This window comes from Pseudoalteromonas aliena, assembly GCF_038155085.1.
Lineage (GTDB): Bacteria > Pseudomonadota > Gammaproteobacteria > Enterobacterales > Alteromonadaceae > Pseudoalteromonas > Pseudoalteromonas aliena_A.
In genome coordinates this window covers 1-22332 of the sequence record NZ_JBAKAU010000024.1, presented here as the reverse complement: position 1 = coordinate 22332, position 22332 = coordinate 1, and the positions used below count along the sequence as shown (strand labels likewise).

At 38.9% G+C, this 22332-nt stretch carries 20 protein-coding genes; 10 read left to right on the top strand and 10 right to left on the bottom strand.

Features of this window, described 5'->3' with window-relative positions:
• Positions 1-70: 70 nt before the first annotated feature.
• A complete protein-coding gene (locus V6260_RS16765) occupies positions 71-724 on the bottom strand; it encodes a porin family protein (RefSeq protein ID WP_341595237.1) in 654 nt (217 codons plus the stop codon).
• Between the two features lie 331 nt (positions 725-1055).
• Here V6260_RS16765 and ettA point away from each other — a divergent pair, with 331 nt between their 5' ends.
• The 4 genes from ettA to V6260_RS16745 all read left to right on the top strand — a co-directional run bounded on the left by ettA (position 1056) and on the right by V6260_RS16745 (position 4776).
• Entirely contained in the window at positions 1056-2729 is a 1674-nt protein-coding gene (ettA, locus tag V6260_RS16760) for an energy-dependent translational throttle protein EttA (protein ID WP_341595235.1), read from the top strand.
• A gap of 154 nt (positions 2730-2883) precedes the next feature.
• Positions 2884-3249 carry a PilZ domain-containing protein gene (locus V6260_RS16755; RefSeq protein ID WP_341595232.1) on the top strand — a complete coding sequence of 122 codons (366 nt, stop codon included), beginning with the start codon at positions 2884-2886 and terminating at the stop codon, positions 3247-3249.
• A gap of 53 nt (positions 3250-3302) precedes the next feature.
• Positions 3303-4211 carry a histone deacetylase gene (locus V6260_RS16750; protein ID WP_341595286.1) on the top strand — a complete coding sequence of 303 codons (909 nt, stop codon included), beginning with the start codon at positions 3303-3305 and terminating at the stop codon, positions 4209-4211.
• 61 nt (positions 4212-4272) lie between these two features.
• Entirely contained in the window at positions 4273-4776 is a 504-nt protein-coding gene (locus V6260_RS16745) for a TlpA disulfide reductase family protein (RefSeq protein ID WP_341595231.1), read from the top strand.
• A 1-nt stretch (position 4777) separates the two neighbouring features.
• Here the strand turns inward: V6260_RS16745 and V6260_RS16740 are convergent, their stop codons facing one another.
• Complete coding sequence (locus tag V6260_RS16740) at positions 4778-5779, bottom strand: AraC family transcriptional regulator (RefSeq protein ID WP_341595229.1); 1002 nt, start codon at positions 5777-5779, stop codon at positions 4778-4780.
• Positions 5763-6683 (bottom strand): GGDEF domain-containing protein, encoded by a 921-nt coding sequence (locus V6260_RS16735; RefSeq protein ID WP_341595227.1) that lies wholly within the window; start codon positions 6681-6683, stop codon positions 5763-5765. Before V6260_RS16735 ends, V6260_RS16740 begins: the two co-directional genes overlap by 17 nt.
• A gap of 299 nt (positions 6684-6982) precedes the next feature.
• Here V6260_RS16735 and V6260_RS16730 point away from each other — a divergent pair, with 299 nt between their 5' ends.
• The 4 genes from V6260_RS16730 to V6260_RS16715 all read left to right on the top strand — a co-directional run bounded on the left by V6260_RS16730 (position 6983) and on the right by V6260_RS16715 (position 13163).
• Complete coding sequence (locus V6260_RS16730; protein WP_341595226.1) at positions 6983-9286, top strand: TonB-dependent receptor plug domain-containing protein; 2304 nt, start codon at positions 6983-6985, stop codon at positions 9284-9286.
• Positions 9287-9347: 61 nt separating this feature from the next.
• Positions 9348-10322, top strand: coding sequence for a metallophosphoesterase (locus V6260_RS16725; protein WP_341595224.1), 975 nt, complete (start codon positions 9348-9350; stop codon positions 10320-10322).
• An 11-nt stretch (positions 10323-10333) separates the two neighbouring features.
• On the top strand, positions 10334-12316 hold the full coding sequence (locus V6260_RS16720; protein ID WP_341595223.1) for a phytase: 1983 nt from the start codon (positions 10334-10336) through the stop codon (positions 12314-12316).
• Positions 12317-12500: 184 nt separating this feature from the next.
• Positions 12501-13163, top strand: coding sequence for a hypothetical protein (locus V6260_RS16715; RefSeq protein WP_341595221.1), 663 nt, complete (start codon positions 12501-12503; stop codon positions 13161-13163).
• A gap of 280 nt (positions 13164-13443) precedes the next feature.
• Here V6260_RS16715 and V6260_RS16710 read toward each other — a convergent pair whose 3' ends face one another.
• A complete protein-coding gene (locus V6260_RS16710) occupies positions 13444-14901 on the bottom strand; it encodes a PLP-dependent aminotransferase family protein (protein WP_341595220.1) in 1458 nt (485 codons plus the stop codon).
• A gap of 106 nt (positions 14902-15007) precedes the next feature.
• Here V6260_RS16710 and V6260_RS16705 point away from each other — a divergent pair, with 106 nt between their 5' ends.
• Together V6260_RS16705 and V6260_RS16700 are read left to right on the top strand one after the other, a co-directional pair.
• Complete coding sequence (locus V6260_RS16705) at positions 15008-15583, top strand: GNAT family N-acetyltransferase (protein ID WP_341595219.1); 576 nt, start codon at positions 15008-15010, stop codon at positions 15581-15583.
• Positions 15583-16170, top strand: coding sequence for an FMN-binding negative transcriptional regulator (locus V6260_RS16700; RefSeq protein ID WP_341595217.1), 588 nt, complete (start codon positions 15583-15585; stop codon positions 16168-16170). The genes V6260_RS16705 and V6260_RS16700 overlap by 1 nt, the downstream gene beginning before the upstream one ends.
• A gap of 62 nt (positions 16171-16232) precedes the next feature.
• On the opposite strand, the gene cyoE is transcribed toward V6260_RS16700, so the two are convergent.
• From cyoE to V6260_RS16670, 6 genes are all read right to left on the bottom strand, one after another.
• A complete protein-coding gene (cyoE, locus tag V6260_RS16695) occupies positions 16233-17117 on the bottom strand; it encodes a heme o synthase (RefSeq protein ID WP_341595216.1) in 885 nt (294 codons plus the stop codon).
• Between the two features lie 9 nt (positions 17118-17126).
• Positions 17127-17465 (bottom strand): cytochrome o ubiquinol oxidase subunit IV, encoded by a 339-nt coding sequence (gene cyoD / locus V6260_RS16690; RefSeq protein WP_341595214.1) that lies wholly within the window; start codon positions 17463-17465, stop codon positions 17127-17129.
• Entirely contained in the window at positions 17465-18106 is a 642-nt protein-coding gene (gene cyoC, locus V6260_RS16685) for a cytochrome o ubiquinol oxidase subunit III (RefSeq protein ID WP_149594195.1), read from the bottom strand. The genes cyoD and cyoC overlap by 1 nt, the downstream gene beginning before the upstream one ends.
• Positions 18103-20091, bottom strand: coding sequence for a cytochrome o ubiquinol oxidase subunit I (gene cyoB, locus V6260_RS16680; RefSeq protein ID WP_341595212.1), 1989 nt, complete (start codon positions 20089-20091; stop codon positions 18103-18105). The genes cyoC and cyoB overlap by 4 nt, the downstream gene beginning before the upstream one ends.
• Before the next feature lie 2 nt (positions 20092-20093).
• On the bottom strand, positions 20094-21053 hold the full coding sequence (gene cyoA, locus V6260_RS16675) for a ubiquinol oxidase subunit II (protein WP_024603771.1): 960 nt from the start codon (positions 21051-21053) through the stop codon (positions 20094-20096).
• Positions 21054-21371: 318 nt separating this feature from the next.
• Positions 21372-21791, bottom strand: coding sequence for a hypothetical protein (locus tag V6260_RS16670; RefSeq protein WP_149594338.1), 420 nt, complete (start codon positions 21789-21791; stop codon positions 21372-21374).
• Positions 21792-22332 lie beyond the last annotated feature (541 nt).

Sequence of the window (22332 nt, the reverse complement as noted above, 5' to 3'; positions counted from 1 at the left end):
TATTTATATTGAAGTACTTTGTTTAAGTGTATTAAGGTAGCGCTACTAAAAAATTGTAGCGCTATTGAAATTAAAAACGATAATTTACTGATAAATTAAGTGCGTAAATATCGCCTTCATCTGTATCAAAATATTGGTATTCAGCGCTTATTTGCCAGCGTTGAGATAACCTATAGTCAATACCAGTGCCGTACGTTACACCGCCCTCATCATAGTTTTGCTCAGTGATTAATGAAGTATTTACCTCTGAATCTGTATCAATTATTGACTCTGCAAGATTTCTTAAGTCGCCTTCATTGTAACTTAGTTTATTTCTGCCATAGCCACCAAATAAAAATACATCAGCGCGAGATGAAATGGGGTAATTAGCTTTTACAAATATGCTTGTTTGCAAATCAAGACTTGAGTCAATCTCGCTCTTAATGGGTTCTGAACTAAGCGAACCATCTTGCGGGTTCTGCGTGTAAACGAGCCCGTTTAGTGGTGTTGATTCGTCATTTAAACCAAAACCTACACGACCTTCTATCGCAAAATATCGCGAAAATTGATAACCAAACCGTCCGTATAGTGTTGTAAACGCTATGCTATCACTCTCATATACATCAATTTGAGTAGACCCTATCCCTACTCCTTGGTAATAACCATTTACGTGGAGTATGTCTGCTTGGCTCGAAAATGAGTATAAACCTAAAAGTAATGCCCCTAACTTTGTAACTATTTTCATGTTAATTCCTTTAAACCTTTGTAATATTTAATAGTGCGATGTTTTACAACAACTAAGAGTGGTCTGCCTATATAATTTGCTTATACCTACAGCCTTGTAAATATACTGTACCACTTTTGTTAAAAATGAAATGTATTTGAACAATATAAAACAATAGATTACAGAATTTTACACAATAGAAATCTTGTAATTGTCGTGTCTTAAACGAGCAGTTAAAACAAAGTACCGCTTAAGTAAGCGTATTGTTCTATACAGCATTCGTTGACTGTTTCACCCGTCAGCCACTACAATACAACATTGAAATTTTTATTATTATTTGAAGGCTCCTTTAATGGTTTTACCTGATAAATTTATATTCTCGATGAGTCGAGTATCTAAGGTTGTGCCTCCTAAGCGCACTATCTTAAAAGATATTTCGTTGCACTTTTTTCCTGGCGCAAAAATTGGTGTACTTGGTTTAAACGGTTCTGGTAAATCTACGTTACTACGTATTATGGCCGGTGTTGACCAAGATTTTGAAGGTGATGCACATCCTCAGCCTGGTACTAAAATTGGTTATTTACCGCAAGAGCCTGTTTTAGACGAAAGCAAAACAGTTCGTGAAACTGTTGAAGAAGCTGTTGGCGAAGTTAAACACGCACTTAAACGTCTTGACGAAGTGTATAACGAATACGCCATGGAAGACGCTGACTTTGACGCACTTGCAAAAGAGCAAGGCGAGCTTGAAGCTGTTATTCAAGCGCACGATGGTCATAACATCGACAACGTTTTAGAACGTGCAGCTGATGCACTTCGCCTGCCAGAGTGGGATGCTAAAATTGAGCACCTTTCAGGTGGTGAACGTCGTCGTGTTGCTATTTGCCGATTATTACTCGAAAAACCAGACATGCTTATTCTTGATGAACCTACTAACCACTTGGATGCTGAGTCGGTTGCGTGGTTAGAGCGCTTCTTACACGATTACGAAGGCACTGTTGTGGCAGTAACGCATGACCGTTACTTTCTTGATAATGTAGCTGGTTGGATATTAGAGCTTGACCGTGGTGAAGGTATTCCATGGGAAGGTAACTACTCTTCTTGGCTTGAACAAAAAGATGCGCGTTTACAGCAAGAACAAAAATCTGAAAAAGCACGTCAAAAATCAATTGCACAAGAACTTGAATGGGTTCGTTCAAACCCTAAAGGTCGTCAAGCTAAGTCAAAAGCACGTATGGCTCAGTTTACTGAAATGCAGCAGTCTGATTACCAAAAACGTAACGAAACTAACGAGATGTTTATTCCACCTGGCCCACGTTTAGGTGACCAAGTGCTTGAAGTAACTAATCTTCGTAAGAGTTTTGGCGATCGTGTTTTAATTGACGACTTAAGCTTTAGTATGCCAAAAGGTGCCATTGTGGGCATTATTGGCGCGAATGGCGCGGGTAAATCAACGCTGTTTAAAATGATAAGCGGTGAGCAAAAGCAAGACAGCGGTAACATCAGCGTTGGCGAAACAGTACACCTTGCGACTGTTGATCAGTTCCGCGACGGTATGGACGAAAGCAAAACTGTTTTCCAAGAAATATCAGACGGTCAAGACGTATTAAAAATTGGTAATTTTGAGTTTCCAAGCCGAGCATATGTAAGTCGCTTTAACTTTAAAGGTAACGATCAACAAAAGTTTGTTAAAGACCTATCAGGTGGTGAGCGCAACCGTTTACATCTTGCTAAGTTATTAAAAGCTGGCGGCAATGTGTTACTACTCGATGAACCAACCAATGATTTGGACGTTGAAACATTACGTGCACTGGAAAACGCTATTTTAGAGTTCCCAGGTTGTGTAATGTGTATCTCGCATGACCGTTGGTTCCTTGACCGTATTGCTACACATATTTTAGATTACCGTGATGAAGGTCAAATTAACTTCTTTGATGGTAACTACACTGAATACGAAGAGTGGCTTAAAAAGACTCTAGGCGCTGAGGCAACTCAACCTAAACGTATTAAATACAAAAAAATTGGCTAAAAGTATTGGTTAATTTTATGTTTGTATAACTTAAGCCCTGCACTTTGCAGGGCTTTTTTATGCCACCAGCATTACAGGAGCACATCTCGCTAGCATGTAGATAATTACCCGCTATGCTTAATTTATTACAAAAACAGTAAGGCTAAATCAGGTTATGCAAAATCGTCGTCAGTTTTCTCGTGTTTTATTTTCAACCGATGCACAAGTAGTTTTTAATGATCACCAATACCCATGCAAGTTACTTGATGTATCTTTACATGGCGCATTAATCACTAAATGTGATGCTTTTATTGGCAACCAAAATACTCAAGCAGTACTGCGTTTTATACTACCTCAAAGCAATATTGAAATAAAAATGGAAGTAGTAATTTGCCATATTGAAGCCGATCATATTGGCTTGAAATGTCATCACATTGATATAGACAGTATTACTTATTTAAAGCGTTTAATAGAGCTAAACTTAGCCGACGATGAGCTACTGCATCGCGAATTAGCGTCACTTATTAATGACTCACAATAGACTCATTCACTTAAGTTGATTACCATAGCGCAAACTTTATGAAGCTTGTAAATATGCGCTTAAACCCTCATTTGCCTTTGGTATACCATCCAAACTACTCGTTTAGCTTTGATCCTAAGCATCGCTTTGTAATGAGTAAATTTGCACATTTATATCAACATATTGCAGAGCTTGGTTTAATCGGCAGTAACCTAGTAGAGCCAATATTAGGCACGCCAGAGCCGCTTGAGCTTGTGCATTGCGATAATTATATCCAAGATTTATGGCACAACCGTTTAAATGAAAAAGCAATGCGCCGCATTGGTCTACCTTGGTCAAAAGAACTTATGGCGCGTACATTTACCGCCCCTCAAGGGACGCTTCAAACAGCCCGCTTAGCACTTAAACACGGTATAGCGTGTCATCTTGCTGGTGGTACACATCACGCACATAATGACTTTGGTTCAGGTTTTTGTATGGTTAACGATTTGGCCTTTACCACGCAAACTTTAATTGAATCGGGTGAAGTAACTAACGTACTTATTTTTGATTTAGACGTGCATCAAGGTGATGGCACTGCTGCAATGTTACAGCATCAACCCTATGCGTATACCTGCTCTATACATTGCGAAAAAAACTTCCCCTTTAGAAAGTCCGCTAGCGATTTAGATATTGGCCTGACAAGTAATATAAAAGATGACAAGTACCTTGCCATAGTTGACGAAACCTTGAGTTATTTACTTAAAGAGCTAAACCCAAGCTTGGTGCTTTACGATGCAGGCGTTGATATTTGGCAAGGTGATGGCTTGGGTAAATTAGATATCAGCTGGAATGGCATAGCTAAACGTGACCATTTAGTACTAAAACGCTGCCTTGAGCACAATACACCTGTAGCTACTGTGATAGGTGGAGGTTACGATAGAGATCACCTTCGCCTTGCTAAACGCCACGCTATTGTAGTTGAACAAGCTGCTGGCTTTTAGTTTGAAAGAAAAATGTTAAACACTCGTTCTTATTTAATATGTAAAATAAAACGATCATATTATGAAGCAACTATTTATTGCCATCGCACTAATTTTTATAAGCTTTACAAGCTATTCGCAAGAAGGAAGTACGCAAGAAACTTACCCTAAGCTACCTACATTAAATTTACAAATGGCTGATGGGTCTGCGCTCAACACTCAAGATTTATTAGGTCAACCATACATTTTACACTTTTGGGCAACATGGTGTCCGTATTGTAAAAAGCTGCAGCCAGCACTTCAAAAAATTGATGATATGGGCTTAAAAGTTATTGCAGTGAGTTTTAAAGAAGATGACGATGCTACGCCCGCTAAAGCACTTAACGAAAGAGGTTATACTTTTAAAACAGCTGTAAAAGCCGATGTGATAGCAGATCAATTAGGTATACGAGGCACTCCTACTACATTGTTTATAAATAAAGGAGGCAATGTAATTTGGCTAACTAATACGTCAAACCCAGAGGACACAAACCTAAATTTAAAGGCACGAACATTGTTGCACTCCATCGACATGGCAACTGAGTAACTTATTGCGCTTTTAGCTGATTAGGTGTTAAGCCTGTCCAGCGTTTAAAGGCACGACGAAAGTTAGGTATATCGTAGAAAGCTAAATGCTCTGCGACTTGTTCATTATGTTTAGCGCACAAAGTAAGTAGGTAAATAGCTTTGTGCTTATTTTGCTCATCTATTAACGCTGAAAAGCGTACTCCATTGAGTTTGAGTCTGCGCTTAAATGTAGCTGAACTCATAGCAAAGTACTTTGCTGTACACTCTAAATTAGCACTCGGGTGAGAGTATAAGTATCTGCAGACGGCTTCAATAAAAGTCATGCTAACTACGTTTTTATTATGTAGCTGCGACTGAGCTTGCATAAATCGTAATTGACTTGCATGCGGGTTCTTAGCCCTTAATATCGCTTTATTTAATACCCAGCGAGTACATGGCTTATCAAAACTTACCTTTAGCCCTAAATTTTGCTCGTACTCTTGAATATGCCGAGGGCGTTTAAAAGCAAAGTCGAACTGACAATGCGGGTAACTTTCGCTCACTCGTTTAAGTAAACTATAAAATGCAGTGCTGTATATCTCTAGCACATAATGGTAAAGGCTTTCACCAAGCCCATGTGCTGGCTGAATATAAATATAAACATTATCGTTTTTAATATAGGTTTGGCTAAACAATAAAGGCGCTAGTTGTATTCTTAAAAGTGATAATTGCTTTAATACTTGAGATAAATTATCGCTATATATTAATGCCTGAGCTTCGGCTCGTGTGTCGTTAATAAGTTGGCTCCCCAGCAAAAAGCCACTGTCGGTACTTTTCATCAACAGCTTAAATTGAGCTAATAAACGCACTTGCTGAGACATACTAAATGTATGCTGAAAATTAAGTAAGTCTTGTTCAAAAATACCGGTTCCGCGTAGCAGCTTATGTAAATTTATATTTCGGCTTTGAGCAAGCTCTACAACTGATGTAATAAGCCCTTGAGCACTTATATATTTATCGTCTTGGCTAACAAACGTGTGCACGGTGCGCTACTTTTTGTTGATGTTTTTTTTGTTGTAATTGACTATGCAGTTGGCTTGTTAGTTTGCCTGTACCACTATGCGTATTACCTTGTATTAAGGCGATAGTGACATATTGAAACTTTGCTTTTTTAGATGCTTCAACTTTAAATGCACAATGCTTTAGAGCTCCCTTAATTTGCGCCATCAACTCTTTAGCTTGCTGCTCTGTAGTAGCTGGCATTAATACCATAAAGCAATCTCCTGCGTATCGGCACACTACATCACTTAGTCGGCAATTCATTAATAATAGTTCGCTAATTTCACGTAATAGCCGGTCGCCCTCGCGAAAGCCAAACTCACTATTAAAATGCGAAAAATCACGAATATCAATAGCCCCAAGCCATAGTGTTTGTTTGCTCATAAGTTGCTCTTTAATTACTGAATCTAAGTACTGCGCCTTATAAAGGCCCGTTGTTGGACACACCTTGCCGTGCTCACGTAAATGCGCTTCACGGCGGCGTAGCTGACTATTTAATACGTACTGCTCTTGATGCCAATAATACAAACCCACACTCGTCAATAACATGCCTAACGGAGCAGGCAGTGATTCAATCCAACTGAGCCATTGATGCGCGGGATGCATTAGCCATTCATCAAATAAATCAAGGGTTGCCGAGAACATAAATAGCCCAACACCTATCACTAAGTAAGTGGTTACTTTACTCGGTGGTCTTGAAATTAATAACGCGGCAATCCATATAAGGGTCATTAATACAATACCGCCCTCCCCCATAATATCGAGCCACTGAATACTGTCATAAGTTTTTAATACACCTAAATAACTACTTAAAAATATAGCGCTAAAAAACATTGCAATAATAGCGTTTATTAATAATCGGTGGCTGGTAAAGGGGTTAAATCGCATGTGTTGTATCTTTTGTTTATAAATGAGTCTTAAAGTTAGTTCATTTCAGTTTGTGTTAGCAGGGTCATATTAGCTCAGCTATATGACAACTAAATGATACCTAATTTAAAAACCCCCCTGCACGGTACATAACATCTGACTTTACGAGGAGTGATAAAAGCTCAATACGCTCTACATATTGTTCAAATACCTCTAAATAGATGTATTTAACCTAAACCCTGTCACATTTACGTAATCAAATATCTTTAGCTTGCTCGCCATACCGAGAAACAACCCAGCAATAACCAAGAGCAAATACAATGAAAGACTTTAAAATAAAAGCACTGGTAGTCGCATTAGCCTTATGTAATTTGACGGCTTATGCAGAAGATGATGCAAAAGAAACCACAAAAAAAGATATCGAAGTTTCTGACAAAATTGTTGTATACGGTGAAATTGGCTACAGAAACCGCTCAGACGAACTCGCACCAACCTTGGAGTATTCACAAGAGTACTTTCAACGTTTTGAACCATTGACCGCAGGCGATGCATTAAAACGAGTACCCAGTGTTACATTTTTATCGGATGTACTTGAATCGGATGGTGCACGTATGCGGGGGTTAAGCCCTGCTTATACAAAGGTGCTGATAAACGGTGAAGAAGTACCTGGCGCAGGTGCCGACCGTTCATTTTTTGTTGACCGAATTCCAGCTGAGTTAATTGAACGCGTTGAAATTATTCGCTCATCAAGTGCTAACCGCTCAGCCGATGCTATTGCGGGCACATTAAATATTGTATTGCGCGATGGTTACAGTTTAGATGGCGGTTACTTGCGTGCTGGTGGCTTGTTTTATGATGATAGTGAATTTAAAGAAAGCTTAGCTGCTGTGTACGGTACTGAATTTGCGGGTGGGCGCTTATTACTTGGTGCAAATTTACAAGGCAGATATAACCCAAAACAAAAAACTAGTTTGCGCTACGGCGATAGCCCTGAAAACAATATAAATTTTCAAACAGAAGAGTTTGATAACCGCGAAGACCAATCAGACACTCGCGATGGCGACGACACGTCACTTAATGCTAGCTACGAAATAATTTTTGATAATGATAGTCAGCTTAATATTAGCGCTATGTGGGTTGATACCGAGCGCACTGAAGATGAACGTTCATTTGAATACAACGATCCGACAGCAACCAATAACGACATTATAAATGGCGGTAACTTAGAAACAGATAATGCCAATGTTAAGTATATTGACCAGACTAATTACAACATCAATACCGCTTATGAATTTCCACTTTTAAGCGGCATAAGTAAGTTTAAATTTGGTATAGCCAAGTTTGAAGAGTCGGTATATGAGCAAGAAGTAGAACTAGATACGTCTGAGCTGCCAATGATATTTGAAGAAGAACAAGCTCGCAGCGACATAGACGATAAAGAATGGACTCTGCAATGGCAACACAGTCAACCTTGGGGTGACAGTAAAGAAATTCAGTTTGGTGCATTTTTACAAAATAAAAAACGCGATAGCAATATTTTTGAAGCCGAAGACGAGCTTGAATTAGCACTTACCAGTTGGGATCAATATGCAGCAACACCTTTAACGCTTGCTGCATTTAATAGCGAGTACGAAGCGGTTACTGGTGGTGTAAACACTTTAGAAGAAGATCGCTTTGACTTATTTGCTCTTATTAAGCACAAAGACGACTTATTTTCTTGGGAGCTGGGCGTACGCTGGGAGTCTACCGATTCTATAATTAATGATAAAACAATTGGCGTGACCGAAGATAATAATTACGACTTTATCCTCCCCTCAGCACACTTTCGTTACAACGTTAGCGAAAATGGACGAATTAGTGCATCGGTTGCACGCAGTTTACGCCGCCCTGAGTTTGATTTTTTAACGCCGGCACTTATTGAAAAAGAACTTGGCGATAACGACCAACTAGGTAACCCTGAGTTAAAACCAGAATCAGCTTGGGGTATGGACTTAGGCTACGAGTATCGCTTAGGAAAAAGTGGCGTTGTAGGTATTAATTTATTTTATCGCAAAGTAAATGATCTGATAGAAATAGCAAATACAGGACAGGAAGGCTCTGAGGGCGAAGGCACATTTGTACTGCAACCACGCAACACAGGCGATGGTAATGTTAAAGGAGTTGAGCTTGATTTATCTACTCCACTTGGCGCATTTAGCATGCCTAATACGGGTGTATTTTTAAATTACTCATGGCTTGATAGTGAAGTAACCGATTTTTTTGGAACTCGCAAATTTAACGACCAATCCGACTACGTTTATAACGTTGGGTTTATTCAGGACTTACCCGAACTCAAAGCTGCATTTGGCGCAACTTACCGCAAGCAAGGTGATGCCTATGGACGTATTGTAGGTGAAGAAATTACTACATCTTACAGTGCCGACTTTGAAGTGTTTATAGAGAAGCGTTGGGAAGATGTAACGCTACGCTTGGTGGGGTCAAACCTACTTGATGCAAGTAAAGACGAAACCTTTAATAAATTTAATACCGTTGAAGATCAGTTTAGTAGAAGCTTTGATGAGTACGAAATTGAATCTGAAGAAGCGGGTCCGGTTTATCAACTTATGCTGCGTTATGCGTTTTAAATAAGTTTATGAGGTAGTGCTAATCACTTTATTTAGCGCTACCAAACATGGGAGAACAATAATGATAAAAAAAACATTACTGCTAATAACACTTGGTCTATGCAGTATACAAAGCGTATTGGCAAACGTAACGTACACCGACGTATTATACGAGCAACAAAAAATTGCCAACTTGACGGCGCTGCCTAAGAGCTTAAATTTTACGGTTATTGGTGATTGGGGCCATAACGGGCACTTTTATCAAAAAGACGTAGCACACCAGTTAGAAATAGCGATGTTTCAAACTGATGGTGATTTTACTATTTCAACTGGCGATAACTTTTACCCCAATGGCGTAGCAAGTGTTAACGACCCCCTTTGGCAAAGTGCCTATGAAAATATTTACCATGGTCCACATACATTCGAGCCTTGGTATGTAGTACTGGGTAATCATGATTATTTAGGTAATGCGCAAGCACAACTTGATTACAGTAAAAAAAGTCAGCGCTGGAATTTACCTGCACGGTATTACAGCAAAACCTTTACTTTAAAAGGTGGCGAGCAGATCTTTATGGTGTTTTTAGACACTAATACTTTAAACCCTGAATACAAAACACGCGAAAAATACAAAGCAACTCAAGGGCAAAACAGTCAAGCGCAATTAACATGGTTAAATAGCCAGCTCAAAAATAGCCAAGCACGATGGAAAATAGTGGTTGGTCATCACCCACTTTATAGCAGTGGAAAACGTTACGGACTTACTGAAGGTTTACGTAATTTACTCGAGCCCATATTTGAGCAAAATGGTGTGCAAGCATATATAGCGGGACACGAACATGACCTACAACATAACCAAATAGATGGCAGTAAACTCGACCATTTCGTATCTGGTGGCGGTAGCGAAGCACGTTACGTAAAACAACGTAAATTTACGCGTTTTGCAGAAGCTACGCCTGGATTTTTGAGCTTTTCGATTAACAATGAAACACTAAAAGCAACGGCTATTAACTATAAAGGCGAAGTGCGTTATAGCACTCAAAAGCGCTTTGACCAATAAAAGGTTACAACATGAACTTTAAATTAAAAACATCTCTTAGCTTAATTGTAAGTAGCTTGGTGCTTAGTACATTAAGTGCGTGTAGCAATAGTAACATGGCTACAAATACGGCAGTAAAAAACACACCCGATAAAGTAATCATTAATAGTACTGAATTTGGTCCAACAGATAACATGCAAGGCTCACAAGCAGCGTGGTTAAATAATAACAATTGGTTGCTAGCAAGCGAAAGCAAAGGCTTAGTGTTAGTTGAAAGTGAAACGCAACAAAGCAGCATTATAAAAAAAGGTAACTTTGAAGCGATTGCTGTCACTAAGCTAGCAGCACACTCATTTTTGGTTGCAACTATTGATAACAATCAAGATAACGTTGTTATGTTTAAGCTTGAACACACTCAAAGTGGCTGGAATACTACTGAACTAACACGTATTAACCCACCACAAGCACAACCTGATACAGTGTGTTTATTTGCTAATAAAGCGAGTAAATCAATATCGGCATTTGTACCTGATGTACGCGGGCTAATTACCGAAACTATTATTTTTGATACAGCGAATAATAAAGCGGTTAACGTAAATGTACGTGAATTTTCTGGCGTTAGCGAGGCGTCAGGTTGTGCTGTAAGTACAACAACTAATACCTTATATGTAAGTGAAAGCGAAATAGGTGTTTGGGCAATAAACGCGAACGCTGAATCGCAAGCAGATAAAAAACCGATTGCTTTAGTTGCTCCTTTTGGAAAGTTACACAGTGAACTAGGAGCTATTTCGGCTTCGCAAGATGGTAGGATTTGGTTTACTAGTACCAAAAACAATACTGTGTATGCTTATGATCCAATTGGCAAAGCGTTTAATAACTGGATGCTAAATGGTGACTTGAGCTTGGAATCGGTAGCGGTAAATTACACAAGTAATAATACGGCAACGGCAGTACTGTATAACGACAAAACAGGCGCTTATATTAAAAGTACATTACCTGTAACACCTATTAAAAAATCATTAAAAACCAGCACCAAATCAATTACTCAAATAAAGGCAAGCGCACAAACAACCCCCGTTCAAGCGTTTGGAGATGCAGCAGACGATCCGGCAATTTGGGTTAACCCTAAGAATGCAGAAAACAGCTTAATTTTAGGTACCGATAAACGTCGTGGACTAATGGTATATAGCCTAAACGGCAAGCTTGAACAGTCACTTGAAGTTGGTCGTTTAAATAACGTGGACCTGCGACAAAATAGCACCATTAAAAATAGTACTAATACATTAATAACAGCCAGTAATCGAACACTTAACGGTATTAGTGTATTTACAGTACAAGAGAATAATAATGTGAGTTACATTGCTGATATTCCTACCAATCTTGATGAAATTTATGGCTTATGTATGTACTCGTCAAATACGGGCAACTATGTTTTTGTAAATGATAAATCGGGGCTGTATCAGCAATATAAAATCAGTGAGAATAACGAAAAAATAACAGGCAAACTTGTTCGCGAGTTTAACCTTCCAAGCCAGCCAGAAGGCTGTAGCGCAGATGATGAACTAGGACAATTATTTGTAGGCGAAGAAGATGTCGGTATTTGGTTTATAGGTGCAGAGCCAACGGCAGGAAGTACACCGGTTATGCTGCAAGGTATAAATGAGCAACTTGTTGATGATGTTGAAGGTATGGAAATTTACCACAGCGACAAAACACGTTATTTAGTTGTTTCTAGCCAAGGTGATAACAGCTACGTACTGTATAAAATAAATAATGGTACTGCGGGCATCAAAACACCTAGCTTAGAGTTTGCAGGTAAGTTTAGTGTAATAAGTGATTTGGTTAATGGTCTTGATGGCTCATCAGAAACCGACGGGTTAACAGTAACAGCTAAGCCCCTCCCGGGTTATCCTGAAGGTATTTTAGTTGTACAAGATGGTTATAACCGTATGCCACAGCAACCTCAAAACTTTAAAATAATAGATTGGCGAGAAGTAAAAAAAGCAATTAAGTAGTGCTTATGTAATTGGCATTACTTTAATGTCGCTTTGAGATCACCTTAAAACCATCTTGAAATTGTATAAAAGGCTCACTTGAGCCTTTTATACAATGTTTAGCATTTGAGTATTAAGTGTAATTAACTCAATGTAATATATATTTTTATACTACAATTTAAGCTCATAAATTATCGAGGTCGTTATGCGCTTATTTGTTATATTATTTTTTGCACTAAATAATGTGGGTTTCGCTATAGCTGAAGAAGTAGAGCTTTCAGAAAAAGTTCCTTCATATAATACAGAGCATGCGATGATACTGCTCAACCGAGGCTCAAGCATTTTTGCTATTAACTTGCCAACCTATAACCCGCCTCACGATATGCAAATAGTCTATAAAGTAGAAAAGCCTGATATTGCTTTTTTAGAGCTGATACGTAATGCTGAACTTATAACTTTAAAACCACATCCATTTGATATTCAAAACTTAATGGATGGTGCCGAAATAACCATTACTGCAGATGTATACGAAGGTGATTATAGACAAAATGGCAGTTTAATTTACTCAAATAGAGAAATAATAATGAGTGAAAAGCTCTACTCAAGAAAGTTAAACGATCTAGCAGAGTCATCACAATGGCAAAACTACGACCTGATTAATTTAGGCGGGACTGAGCGTATTTATATTCATAAAATTCAAAAAGCGCCGAGCTATAACCATCTTATTTTTGTAGATTTAGTTAATGCGTGTATGCAAAAGCTGCGTACCTCAAAACGTGTTCCAGCTGAAAATGAGCTTACTTATAAATTTATTAATTGCGGCACCCTTAAACCACTTTATTACAATGCCGATGATTTTAAAAAATAGTTAATGGTATCTAGGGCGTGTTGACCTTTCGTGGTTGAATTTGCAGCAGACTGTTTGGTATTTAGGCAAGGCAGAGCCTATGTAGTGTGGTTATTCCCCATAAATAGGCGATAACGCAGCATAAGTACCAAACATGCGCTGCCCGTTGGGTTTATTCTAGGGACGATTAACTCTTTGTTACTCGGTTTTTACTTAGCCCACTAGGTTACAAACCTCGCGCCGCGATTTAATCGCCCCTAGATTGAACAAATTTCAATCCACAAAGGTCAACACGCCCTAGTTATTTATATTCAGTGATTAGTTTGAGCCCTTGCTTCATTGCCTCTGCTGATTGTCCTGCAAAGCCTAAGCGAATATAATTATATTGCTTAGGCATCAAACTTCTCACTGAATCAGCAAAGTAAAACTCAGATTCTGCTTGTAAATACACGCTTTTACTTTGCATTGCTTGTTTTATATTACTCGTATTTTTATTTAAGTTAACCCACATTGCCATACCGCCATCTGGCTTTTTATACTCTATTGGTACTCCCTGTGATTGCAGTAACGTTAACGTGTTGTCCATTGCTTCATAACGTTGTTTATAATGTTTAGTCATGCGTTTTAGGTGGCGCTCGAATCCACCTTCTTGCATAAAGTGAGCAACGGCTAGCTGCATAACCACATCATTTTTATGATTCATTAACTGCTTCCATGCGGTTAACTGTGTTAATACTTCAGGGGCTGCGCAAATATAGCCAATTCTAGCGCCTGAGAACATGATTTTAGAAAATGTAGACAAGTAAATAATAATCCCAGCGGGATCGTCCCCAGCCATAGGCTGTAATGGTTGACAGCGATAATGAAACTCGTGATCGTAATCATCCTCTACAATCATAACGCCATACTCATAACATAATTGATAAATTAGCATGCGCCGTGTGGGCGAAAGCGTAACGGTCGTTGGGTATTGATGTAACGGGGTTAAGTACAGCATTTTTATTGGATACCGTCTAAGTTGCGCTTTTAAATCATCAACACATAAACCATATTCATCTTGTTTTATATCTATTAATTGCGCACCGCAAGCAGCAAAGGCTTTGCGTGCTGGAGGGTAGCCTAAAGTCTCAACGGCAACGTAGTCATTTTTACTTATAAAGGCCTTTGAAATTAAAAATAAAGCTTCTTGTGAGCCATTACATACAAGTAAGTCTGATGCTTTTAAATTTCTAGTTTTTTGTAAGTAATCGCTTATCTGAACTTTTAGCTCACTCACTCCACCTATATCACCATAATGAAATTTACTGGTATCTAAATGATTAAATACATGGCTCATAGAGCGTTTAAATTCTTTATAAGGAAAGCTATTTAAATCAGGAAGTCCACCTGCGAAATTATATACGTAGTCTTTTAAATTCATTGCCGGAATAGGCATGGCTAACTCTGTAGCAAATTTATAAGGTTTTGGTGTTAAAACTGGCGTGTGCTCACTGTTAGTACTGCTTTGAATTGGTAGTGTTTGAGTGACCCTATAGCCAGAGCGTTCATGGGACTCTAGCCATCCTTCGGCTACTAGTAACTGCAATGCGTTCATTATTGTATGGCGATTTAACTTATACGTTTGCGCCATAACTCGAGCAGAACTAAGTTTTGCACCAGGTGCAATATCTCCCTTTACGATAGAACCGCGCAGAGCATCTGCAACTTGTAAGTACTTAGCTTTGTTTAAGTTATTAAATTCAATATTAAGCGGTTGCATGTTACCCCTTTATAACTGGTATAGCTAAAAAGCCAATTCTGGTTGTTTTTACCAAGCCAAATTAGCGTACATTTGTTGCTCATAAATAGCAAAGCTTAGAGGCAACATGTTTACTCAACAGATACATAAAACAAATAAGGTAATTTTAGAGCCATTAAATTATGAGCACTTAAACGGCTTGTATAAAGCTGGGCAACATCCAAAAATATGGGAATGGGTATTAAGCAATTATACAAAAACCCCCGAACAGTTAAAGGAATGGTTTACCACAAGTGCACAATTTAATAAAAAAGAACAAATTGCATTTGCCATAGTAGACATAGCCAGCAAAGAGGTTGTAGGCACCACACGACTATTTAGATTAGATACACATAACTTAAGTGCTGAAATTGGTCATACATTTATAAGCCATCACTGGCAGCAAACTTATATCAATACTCACACTAAATATTTACTGCTTAGCTATGCTTTTGACGCGTTGAATTTAGTGCGAATAACATTTAATACTCACAAAAAAAATCGAAAATCTCGAAATGCAATTACTAGACTAGGCGCCCGGTTTGAGGGCGTAGCTTATAAAGATAGACTCCTTAGTGATGGGAGTTACAGAAGCACCGCAAAATTTAGCATTATTGACGAGCATTGGCAGAGTATTAAATTACAGTTAAAGGAGAAGCTTTAATGTACCCACCTACACATTTTCAAGAACATAATATTGAACGTTTGCAGGCATTAGTTGAGCAATTCCCTCTAGCGAGTATTTTAATGCCCTGCTCGCAAAGTGACTTAAATAATATATGCCAAGTGCCTGTATTATATGAGCCCTCACGTAATGTATTTATTGCACACGTAGCAAAACATAACCCGCTAGCGCAATGTGATAAACAGTCAGTAAAATTACTATTTTGTGGCGATAACTGCTATCTATCTCCCTCGTATAGTAATAATAAAACACTGCCGAGCTGGCTTTATTCATCAGTACAAGTAACTGCAAATGTAAATATTATTGAAAGCGATAATGAGAAAGACAAAATAATGCGGCAGCTAACGAGCCATTTTGAGCAAGGCTTTACGCCAATGTGGAAGATTACTGACGTGCCCATACACAGTCGCCAAGTAATGTATCAACAATTAAGCTTTATAAAATTTACCCCCACTCATTGGAGTGGAAACTTTAAGCTAAGCCAAAATAAATCACCAGAGGTAAGAGCACGAATAAAACAAAGCCTAGAACTTGCCAATAAGCGCTCTATTGCAAAACTATTTTAGGCATAAAAAAAAGGCCCTTTCGAGCCTTTGGATTAACTTTGGAATAGTTAAAAATTTTTAAATTAGGTAAGCGTTAATAGCTGTGGAGCAACACTATGATAATCAACAGCCATAGCAATACTTAGAGCTGTAATATTAACAATTGAAAAGGCAAACACTTGGCGAGCCCAGCCTGTTAAATCAATATTACGACGATAACCACGAAGCGCCATTAACAGCCACCAAAAGCTGGTAATACACGCCACAGCCATAAACGCTGCCCCCGTGTAGCCACTAATTGGTAATAGCATGACGACTAAAGCGTACACAGCAATATAAAGTACAATATGGCGCTTGGCTTTATCTATGCCTTGTGCAACCGGAAGTACAGGAATACCTGCTGCTTGGTAATCTTTAAAGCGAAAAATAGCAATGGCATATGAGTGCGGCATTTGCCACAAGCTAAACATAACTAGCAGTATTAATGCGCCCATATCGAACTGCCCTGTCACGGCGCAGTAACCAACAACAGGCGGGACAGCACCAGAAAGACTGCCTACAAAAGTGCCATAAACAGAGTTGCGTTTCATGTAGAGGCTATAAACCCCTACATAAATTACATAGCCAAACGCTGCAAAAAATACTGCGGCTTGAGTAGTAAAAGCAATTAATAACCCAAAGCCCACAACACCCAATAAAATACCGTGACTAAGTGCAGCAAAGGCCGACATTTCGCCTGTTACTGTTACTCGCGTACGAGTACGCGCCATGGCCACATCTATGTCTCTATCTATAACATTATTGATAGCACAACCTGATGCAACCACTAGCGACAAACCAATTAATGTAGCAATCATTAACCATGGGTCTATATCACCGCGCGAGGCAAGTAAAAACCCGCCCGCTACGCTGATCAAATTGCCCATAATAATACCCGGCTTTGTCACTGATAAATAACGACGAAACATCTTCAACTCCTAGTACATCATCATTGCGTTAGATTCATAAATGATCCAAACAGATAACCCAACAACCATTACGATGATCAGAGCACTGAATAGGAATGAGAAAGTACTTGCACGGCCATCTTCGGTGGTAAAATTAAGGTGTAAAAAGTATTTTAAATGCACCCAAATTTGTACGATTGCTAAAGTAACAATGCTCCAAAGCGTTGTTACTTTTGAGAAGTCACCTTCCATTACCATGTAAAACGGGATAGCAGTTAAAATTACCGATAGCACAAAGCCAATTAAGTAAGTTTTAACACTGCCATGAGATTCATCATGGTGCTCAGCATGTGTTTCGCTGTGGCTCATTACATTGCTCCCATTAAATAAACAACGGTAAATACACAAATCCAGACAATGTCTAAGAAGTGCCAAAATAGGCTTAAGCAGCTCAAACGCGTTACGGTTGCTTTACCTAAGCCACGTTTAGCAACTTCAATCATCATTATGGTCATCCAAATTAGACCCGCAGTTACATGTAAACCATGTAGGCCAACTAATGAGAAAAATGATGTTAAAAAAGCACTTTGTTGTGGGCCATGGCCATGCACAATTAGGTGATGAAATTCGTATACTTCCATACCAATAAACACAGCACCTAAACAAAACGTAACAAATAACCAAGTCAGTGTTAGTGCCTTTTTTTGCCCTTGAGCGGCAATCATGGCAAAACCAAAAGTAATACTACTAATAAGTAGTGCAGCAGTTTCTACGGCTACAAAGTCGAGCTCAAAAATATCTTTACCCGATACACCGCCGGCAGTGTTCATAAACAGCACTGCGTAGGTGGCAAAAAACGAGGCAAATAATAGGCAATCGGTCATTAGGTATAACCAAAAGCCAAATATCGTGTCACCCGAAGTATCGTGGTGATCATGCGCGTGGGCATGATCATCGTGTGATACAGAGTCTAAATTTGCTGATTCTAAATTTGCAGAAAGTGTACTCACGCTTTTAGCTCCTTAATGCCACTTGAATTATATGCAGCTTCAGTGCGTGCAATTTCATCAGGTTGTATATAGTAATCTACATCGCTGGTGTAACAACGTTTGATAAATATGGCAATTCCGCCTACTAGCCCAACAACAGCTAACCACCAAATATGCCAAATCATTGCAAAACAAAATACTGTTAAGCTTGCTGCCATTAACACGCCAGCTGATGTGTTTTTAGGCATATGAATTGGGCTATAACTTGCTTTTGTTTGATAAGCTTGGCCTTTTTCTTTCGCTTCGGTCCATGCATCAATATCATCAATATGTGGAATTGTTGCAAAGTTATAAATTTGCGGAGGTGAGCTAGTTGCCCATTCTAGTGTATGGCCGTTCCACGGATCGCCAGTTGTATCGTCAAGTGCTTCACGATCTCTAAAGCTTACAAATAATTGGATTGCTTGGCTGATAATTCCAAACATAATAATCACAGCACCGCCTGCGGCAATGTATAACCACATGTTCCAATCTGGGTTGTTAGTGTGGTTTAAGCGACGTGTCATACCTAAGAAACCAAGTACGTACAGCGGCATAAATGCTACGAAGAAACCAATAATCCAACACCAAAATGATGCTTTGCCCCATTTTTCATTAAGTTTAAAGCCCATTGCTTTAGGGAACCAAAATACAAAACCGGCCAGGTAACCAAACACAGCACCACCAATAATTGTGTTATGAAAATGTGCAATTAAGAATAAGCTGTTATGCAGTACATAATCGGCGCCAGGAATAGCAAGTAATACACCGGTCATACCGCCTACGGTAAAGGTAACCATAAAGCCAAGTGTCCAAAGTACCGGTACGCTAATACGTAAACGACCTCGGTAAATGGTAAATAACCAGTTAAATAACTTAACCCCAGTTGGTACGGCAATAACCATAGTCATTACCCCAAAAAACGCATTAACGTTAGCACTCGAGCCCATCGTAAAGAAGTGATGTAGCCAAACAATAAAGCCTAAAATTGAGATTGCACCGCTGGCGTAAACCATCGACTTATAACCAAATAAACGTTTACCGGCAAAGGTCGAAATAATTTCAGAAAAAATACCAAACGCTGGTAATACTAATATGTATACCTCAGGATGACCCCATGCCCAAAACAGGTTGATGTACATCATGGCGTTACCGCCCAATTCATTGGTAAAAAAGTGGAAGTCGAGATAACGGTCAAGCGTTAGCATTGCAAGTACAGCAGTTAAAATTGGGAATGATGCTGCAATTAATATGTTTGCCCATGTACATGCCCATGTGAAAATTGGCATTTTCATTAGGGTCATACCTGGTGCACGCATTTTAAACACAGTCGCTAAAAAGTTTACGGCTGTTAGAAGTGTACCGAGCCCGGATATTTGCAAGGCCCAAATATAATAATCAACCCCCACCCCAGGGCTAAAGGTCAGCTCCGAAAGCGGCGGATATGCCACCCAACCTGTTTTTGCAAACTCACCAAACACAAGTGATAAGTTAATTAAAATTGCACCACTGGCTGTAAACCAAAAACTTAAATTATTTAAAAATGGGAAAGCAACATCGCGAGCACCAATTTGAAGTGGTAATACAATGTTCATTAGACCAATCATAAATGGCATTGCCATAAATATGATCATGATTACGCCGTGGGCAGTAAATATTTGGTCGTAGTGTTCTGGTGGTAAATAACCTGGCGCACCACTGGTAGCAAGTGCCAACTGCGCACGCATCATTATTGCATCAGAAAAACCACGAAACAGCATTATTAGTGCTAAAAGAATATACATTACGCCTAAGCGTTTGTGATCAACAGACGTGATCCAGTCGCGCCAAAGCACGCCCCATTTTTTATACTTTGTAATAAGCCCGGCAATAATAAGCCCAGCTATCGCAATAACCGACATCGTGAACACAAGAATTGGCTCATGAAACGGAATTGCGTCGAGTGAAAGATTACCTAATAACGACATTATTATTCCTCGCCTTGGCTGTGAGATGAAGGCATTGAGTGCTCACTCATTTCATGATGCTTTTTACTCATTTGCCCATGTTCGCCCATTGCATGGTGTTTTTTGTTCATATCGCCATGCGCCTGCATATACTTCATAACAATGGTATGAAATAAGCCGTCATCAACTTTTCCGTAATAGGCTACAGGGTTATTTTCACTTGCTTTTGCAAGCTCAACATAGTTTGCATGAGTCAGGTTATTAGCGCTTGAATTCGCTTTCACATCACTCACCCACTTATCAAAACCAGCTTGAGTAGGTGTAGCAATGGCATTAAATTTCATGCCAGTGAAACCTGCGCCGCTGTAATTTGCAGAAAAGCCTTTAAACGTACCTGGCTCATTTGCAATTAAGTGAAGCTTGGTTTCCATCCCAGCCATTGAGTATATTTGACTACCCAATTGCGGAATAAAAAATGAATTCATTGTGCTCTCTGAAGTGATTTTATATTCAACAGGTACATTTGCTGGGAACACTAATTCATTAACCGTAGCAATACCTTGCTCAGGGTATATAAACAGCCACTTCCAGTTTAATGAAACCACTTCAACAGTAAGATGCTTACCTTTACCTTCAATTGGTTTGTAAGGGTCTAGCTCTTGGGTAGACTGCCAGGTAATAACACCTAAAATGATTACAATAACAATAGGAACAGCCCAAACAACGGCTTCAATTTTATTCGAATGAGCCCATTTTGGAGCATAAATTTCTTGGTTTTGAGTGTCTCTATATTTCCAAGCGAAATACAAAGTCATCACAATAACGGGAACGACTACAAGCAACATAAGCACGGTTGCGATGATGATTAAATTTTTCTCATCAATGCCTATCTGCCCTTTTGGATCGAGTATCCCGCCTTTACAGCCTGACAACGCCAGCACTGTACTAGCTAAAGCAATATTACAAAGGTTACGAATTAACAAGGGAGTATCCTACAAACCTAGAGTTTCAATTTGCTGCTTAAAATAAAAACCAAAGCAACGATTTTTCAATAAAAACCCAAGTTAACTAGAATTAAATTATAAAAATAAGGGGGCTATTCAAAACCTAAAGCTCATGCCATTAATGACCTAGCAACAAACCCAGCTTTCTAAACGCATTTATATAACGTAATAAAAGTTAACTTGGGTGAGTGGTGGTTGGCTGAAATGTGTTTAAAAAACACGGAGCTACTTTGTTTTAGCTAACCTTAATTATTTACAGCAAGAACAAATAATTAAAACCAGCAACAAGATGCAGCGTTACAGGCAACCTGTAAAGCTAGGTGGAGCACGACAACCGTGTGAAGAGATCACAGGCTGAAGAACTTTAGCCTCGCTAAAAGCAAAGGCTGCTTTACGGAGGATTATGCCAGCACGACGCGCTGGACAAATATGGAACAATAACCAACAAAGGCCAATAAGTAACTGACTTGATATGATCGGATGAGCTAAAAATTGCGCAAGATTAAGTAACAGTGGCTCTACAATAAACCCATCACTTAATAGCGCTTCAAGCTTGAAGGCATCCTCTAATGCACCGCTTAGCAACATTACAGTATTAAACACTAATAAAGTTATAGCTACACACACGCCCTTGCCTGCTTTATTCAAGCGCTCACACGTCTGCGGCTCGCCAGAGGCAAGTTCCGTAGTTGTATGATGCAAAGAAAGTGTGTTCAAAGACATTAACCTACTAAAATGACTATAACAAAATTAGAGTAATACAGTTCGCAATGGAAAAATTTAAAAAACATTGCTGTTGTAAGCCCTAAAACCAGGTGCTAAATACAATCAAATCCAGCTAGCACATATTTACCTAGCGAAAATTGATCCGTATCAACCAAACTTTCAAAACTTACTGAAAGTTCGAACTTGAGTATAACAAAGAGAATTTTCTGTTCAACTAAAAATCAATTAATTTGAGTTAAGCTTTCGAAGCTATTTTGTTAATAAAAAATAACACGATAAAAAACATTCGGTTAGTTCAAATAAAAAACGATTTAAAGAGAAATATTTAATAGGATTATAGGTTTTTAGGAGGGAGTAATAATTGTGTGGCACAAATAAAAACAGCCCAAATTCAGTCACCACCGAACTTGAGCCGCCTTTCACACTGACAACATCTTCACACACAATATAAAGATTTTTGGTTTACATTACGTGGCGTTGTAGGGAAATAAAAACAACTCAAATGCAGTCACCACCGAACTTGAGTTGCCTT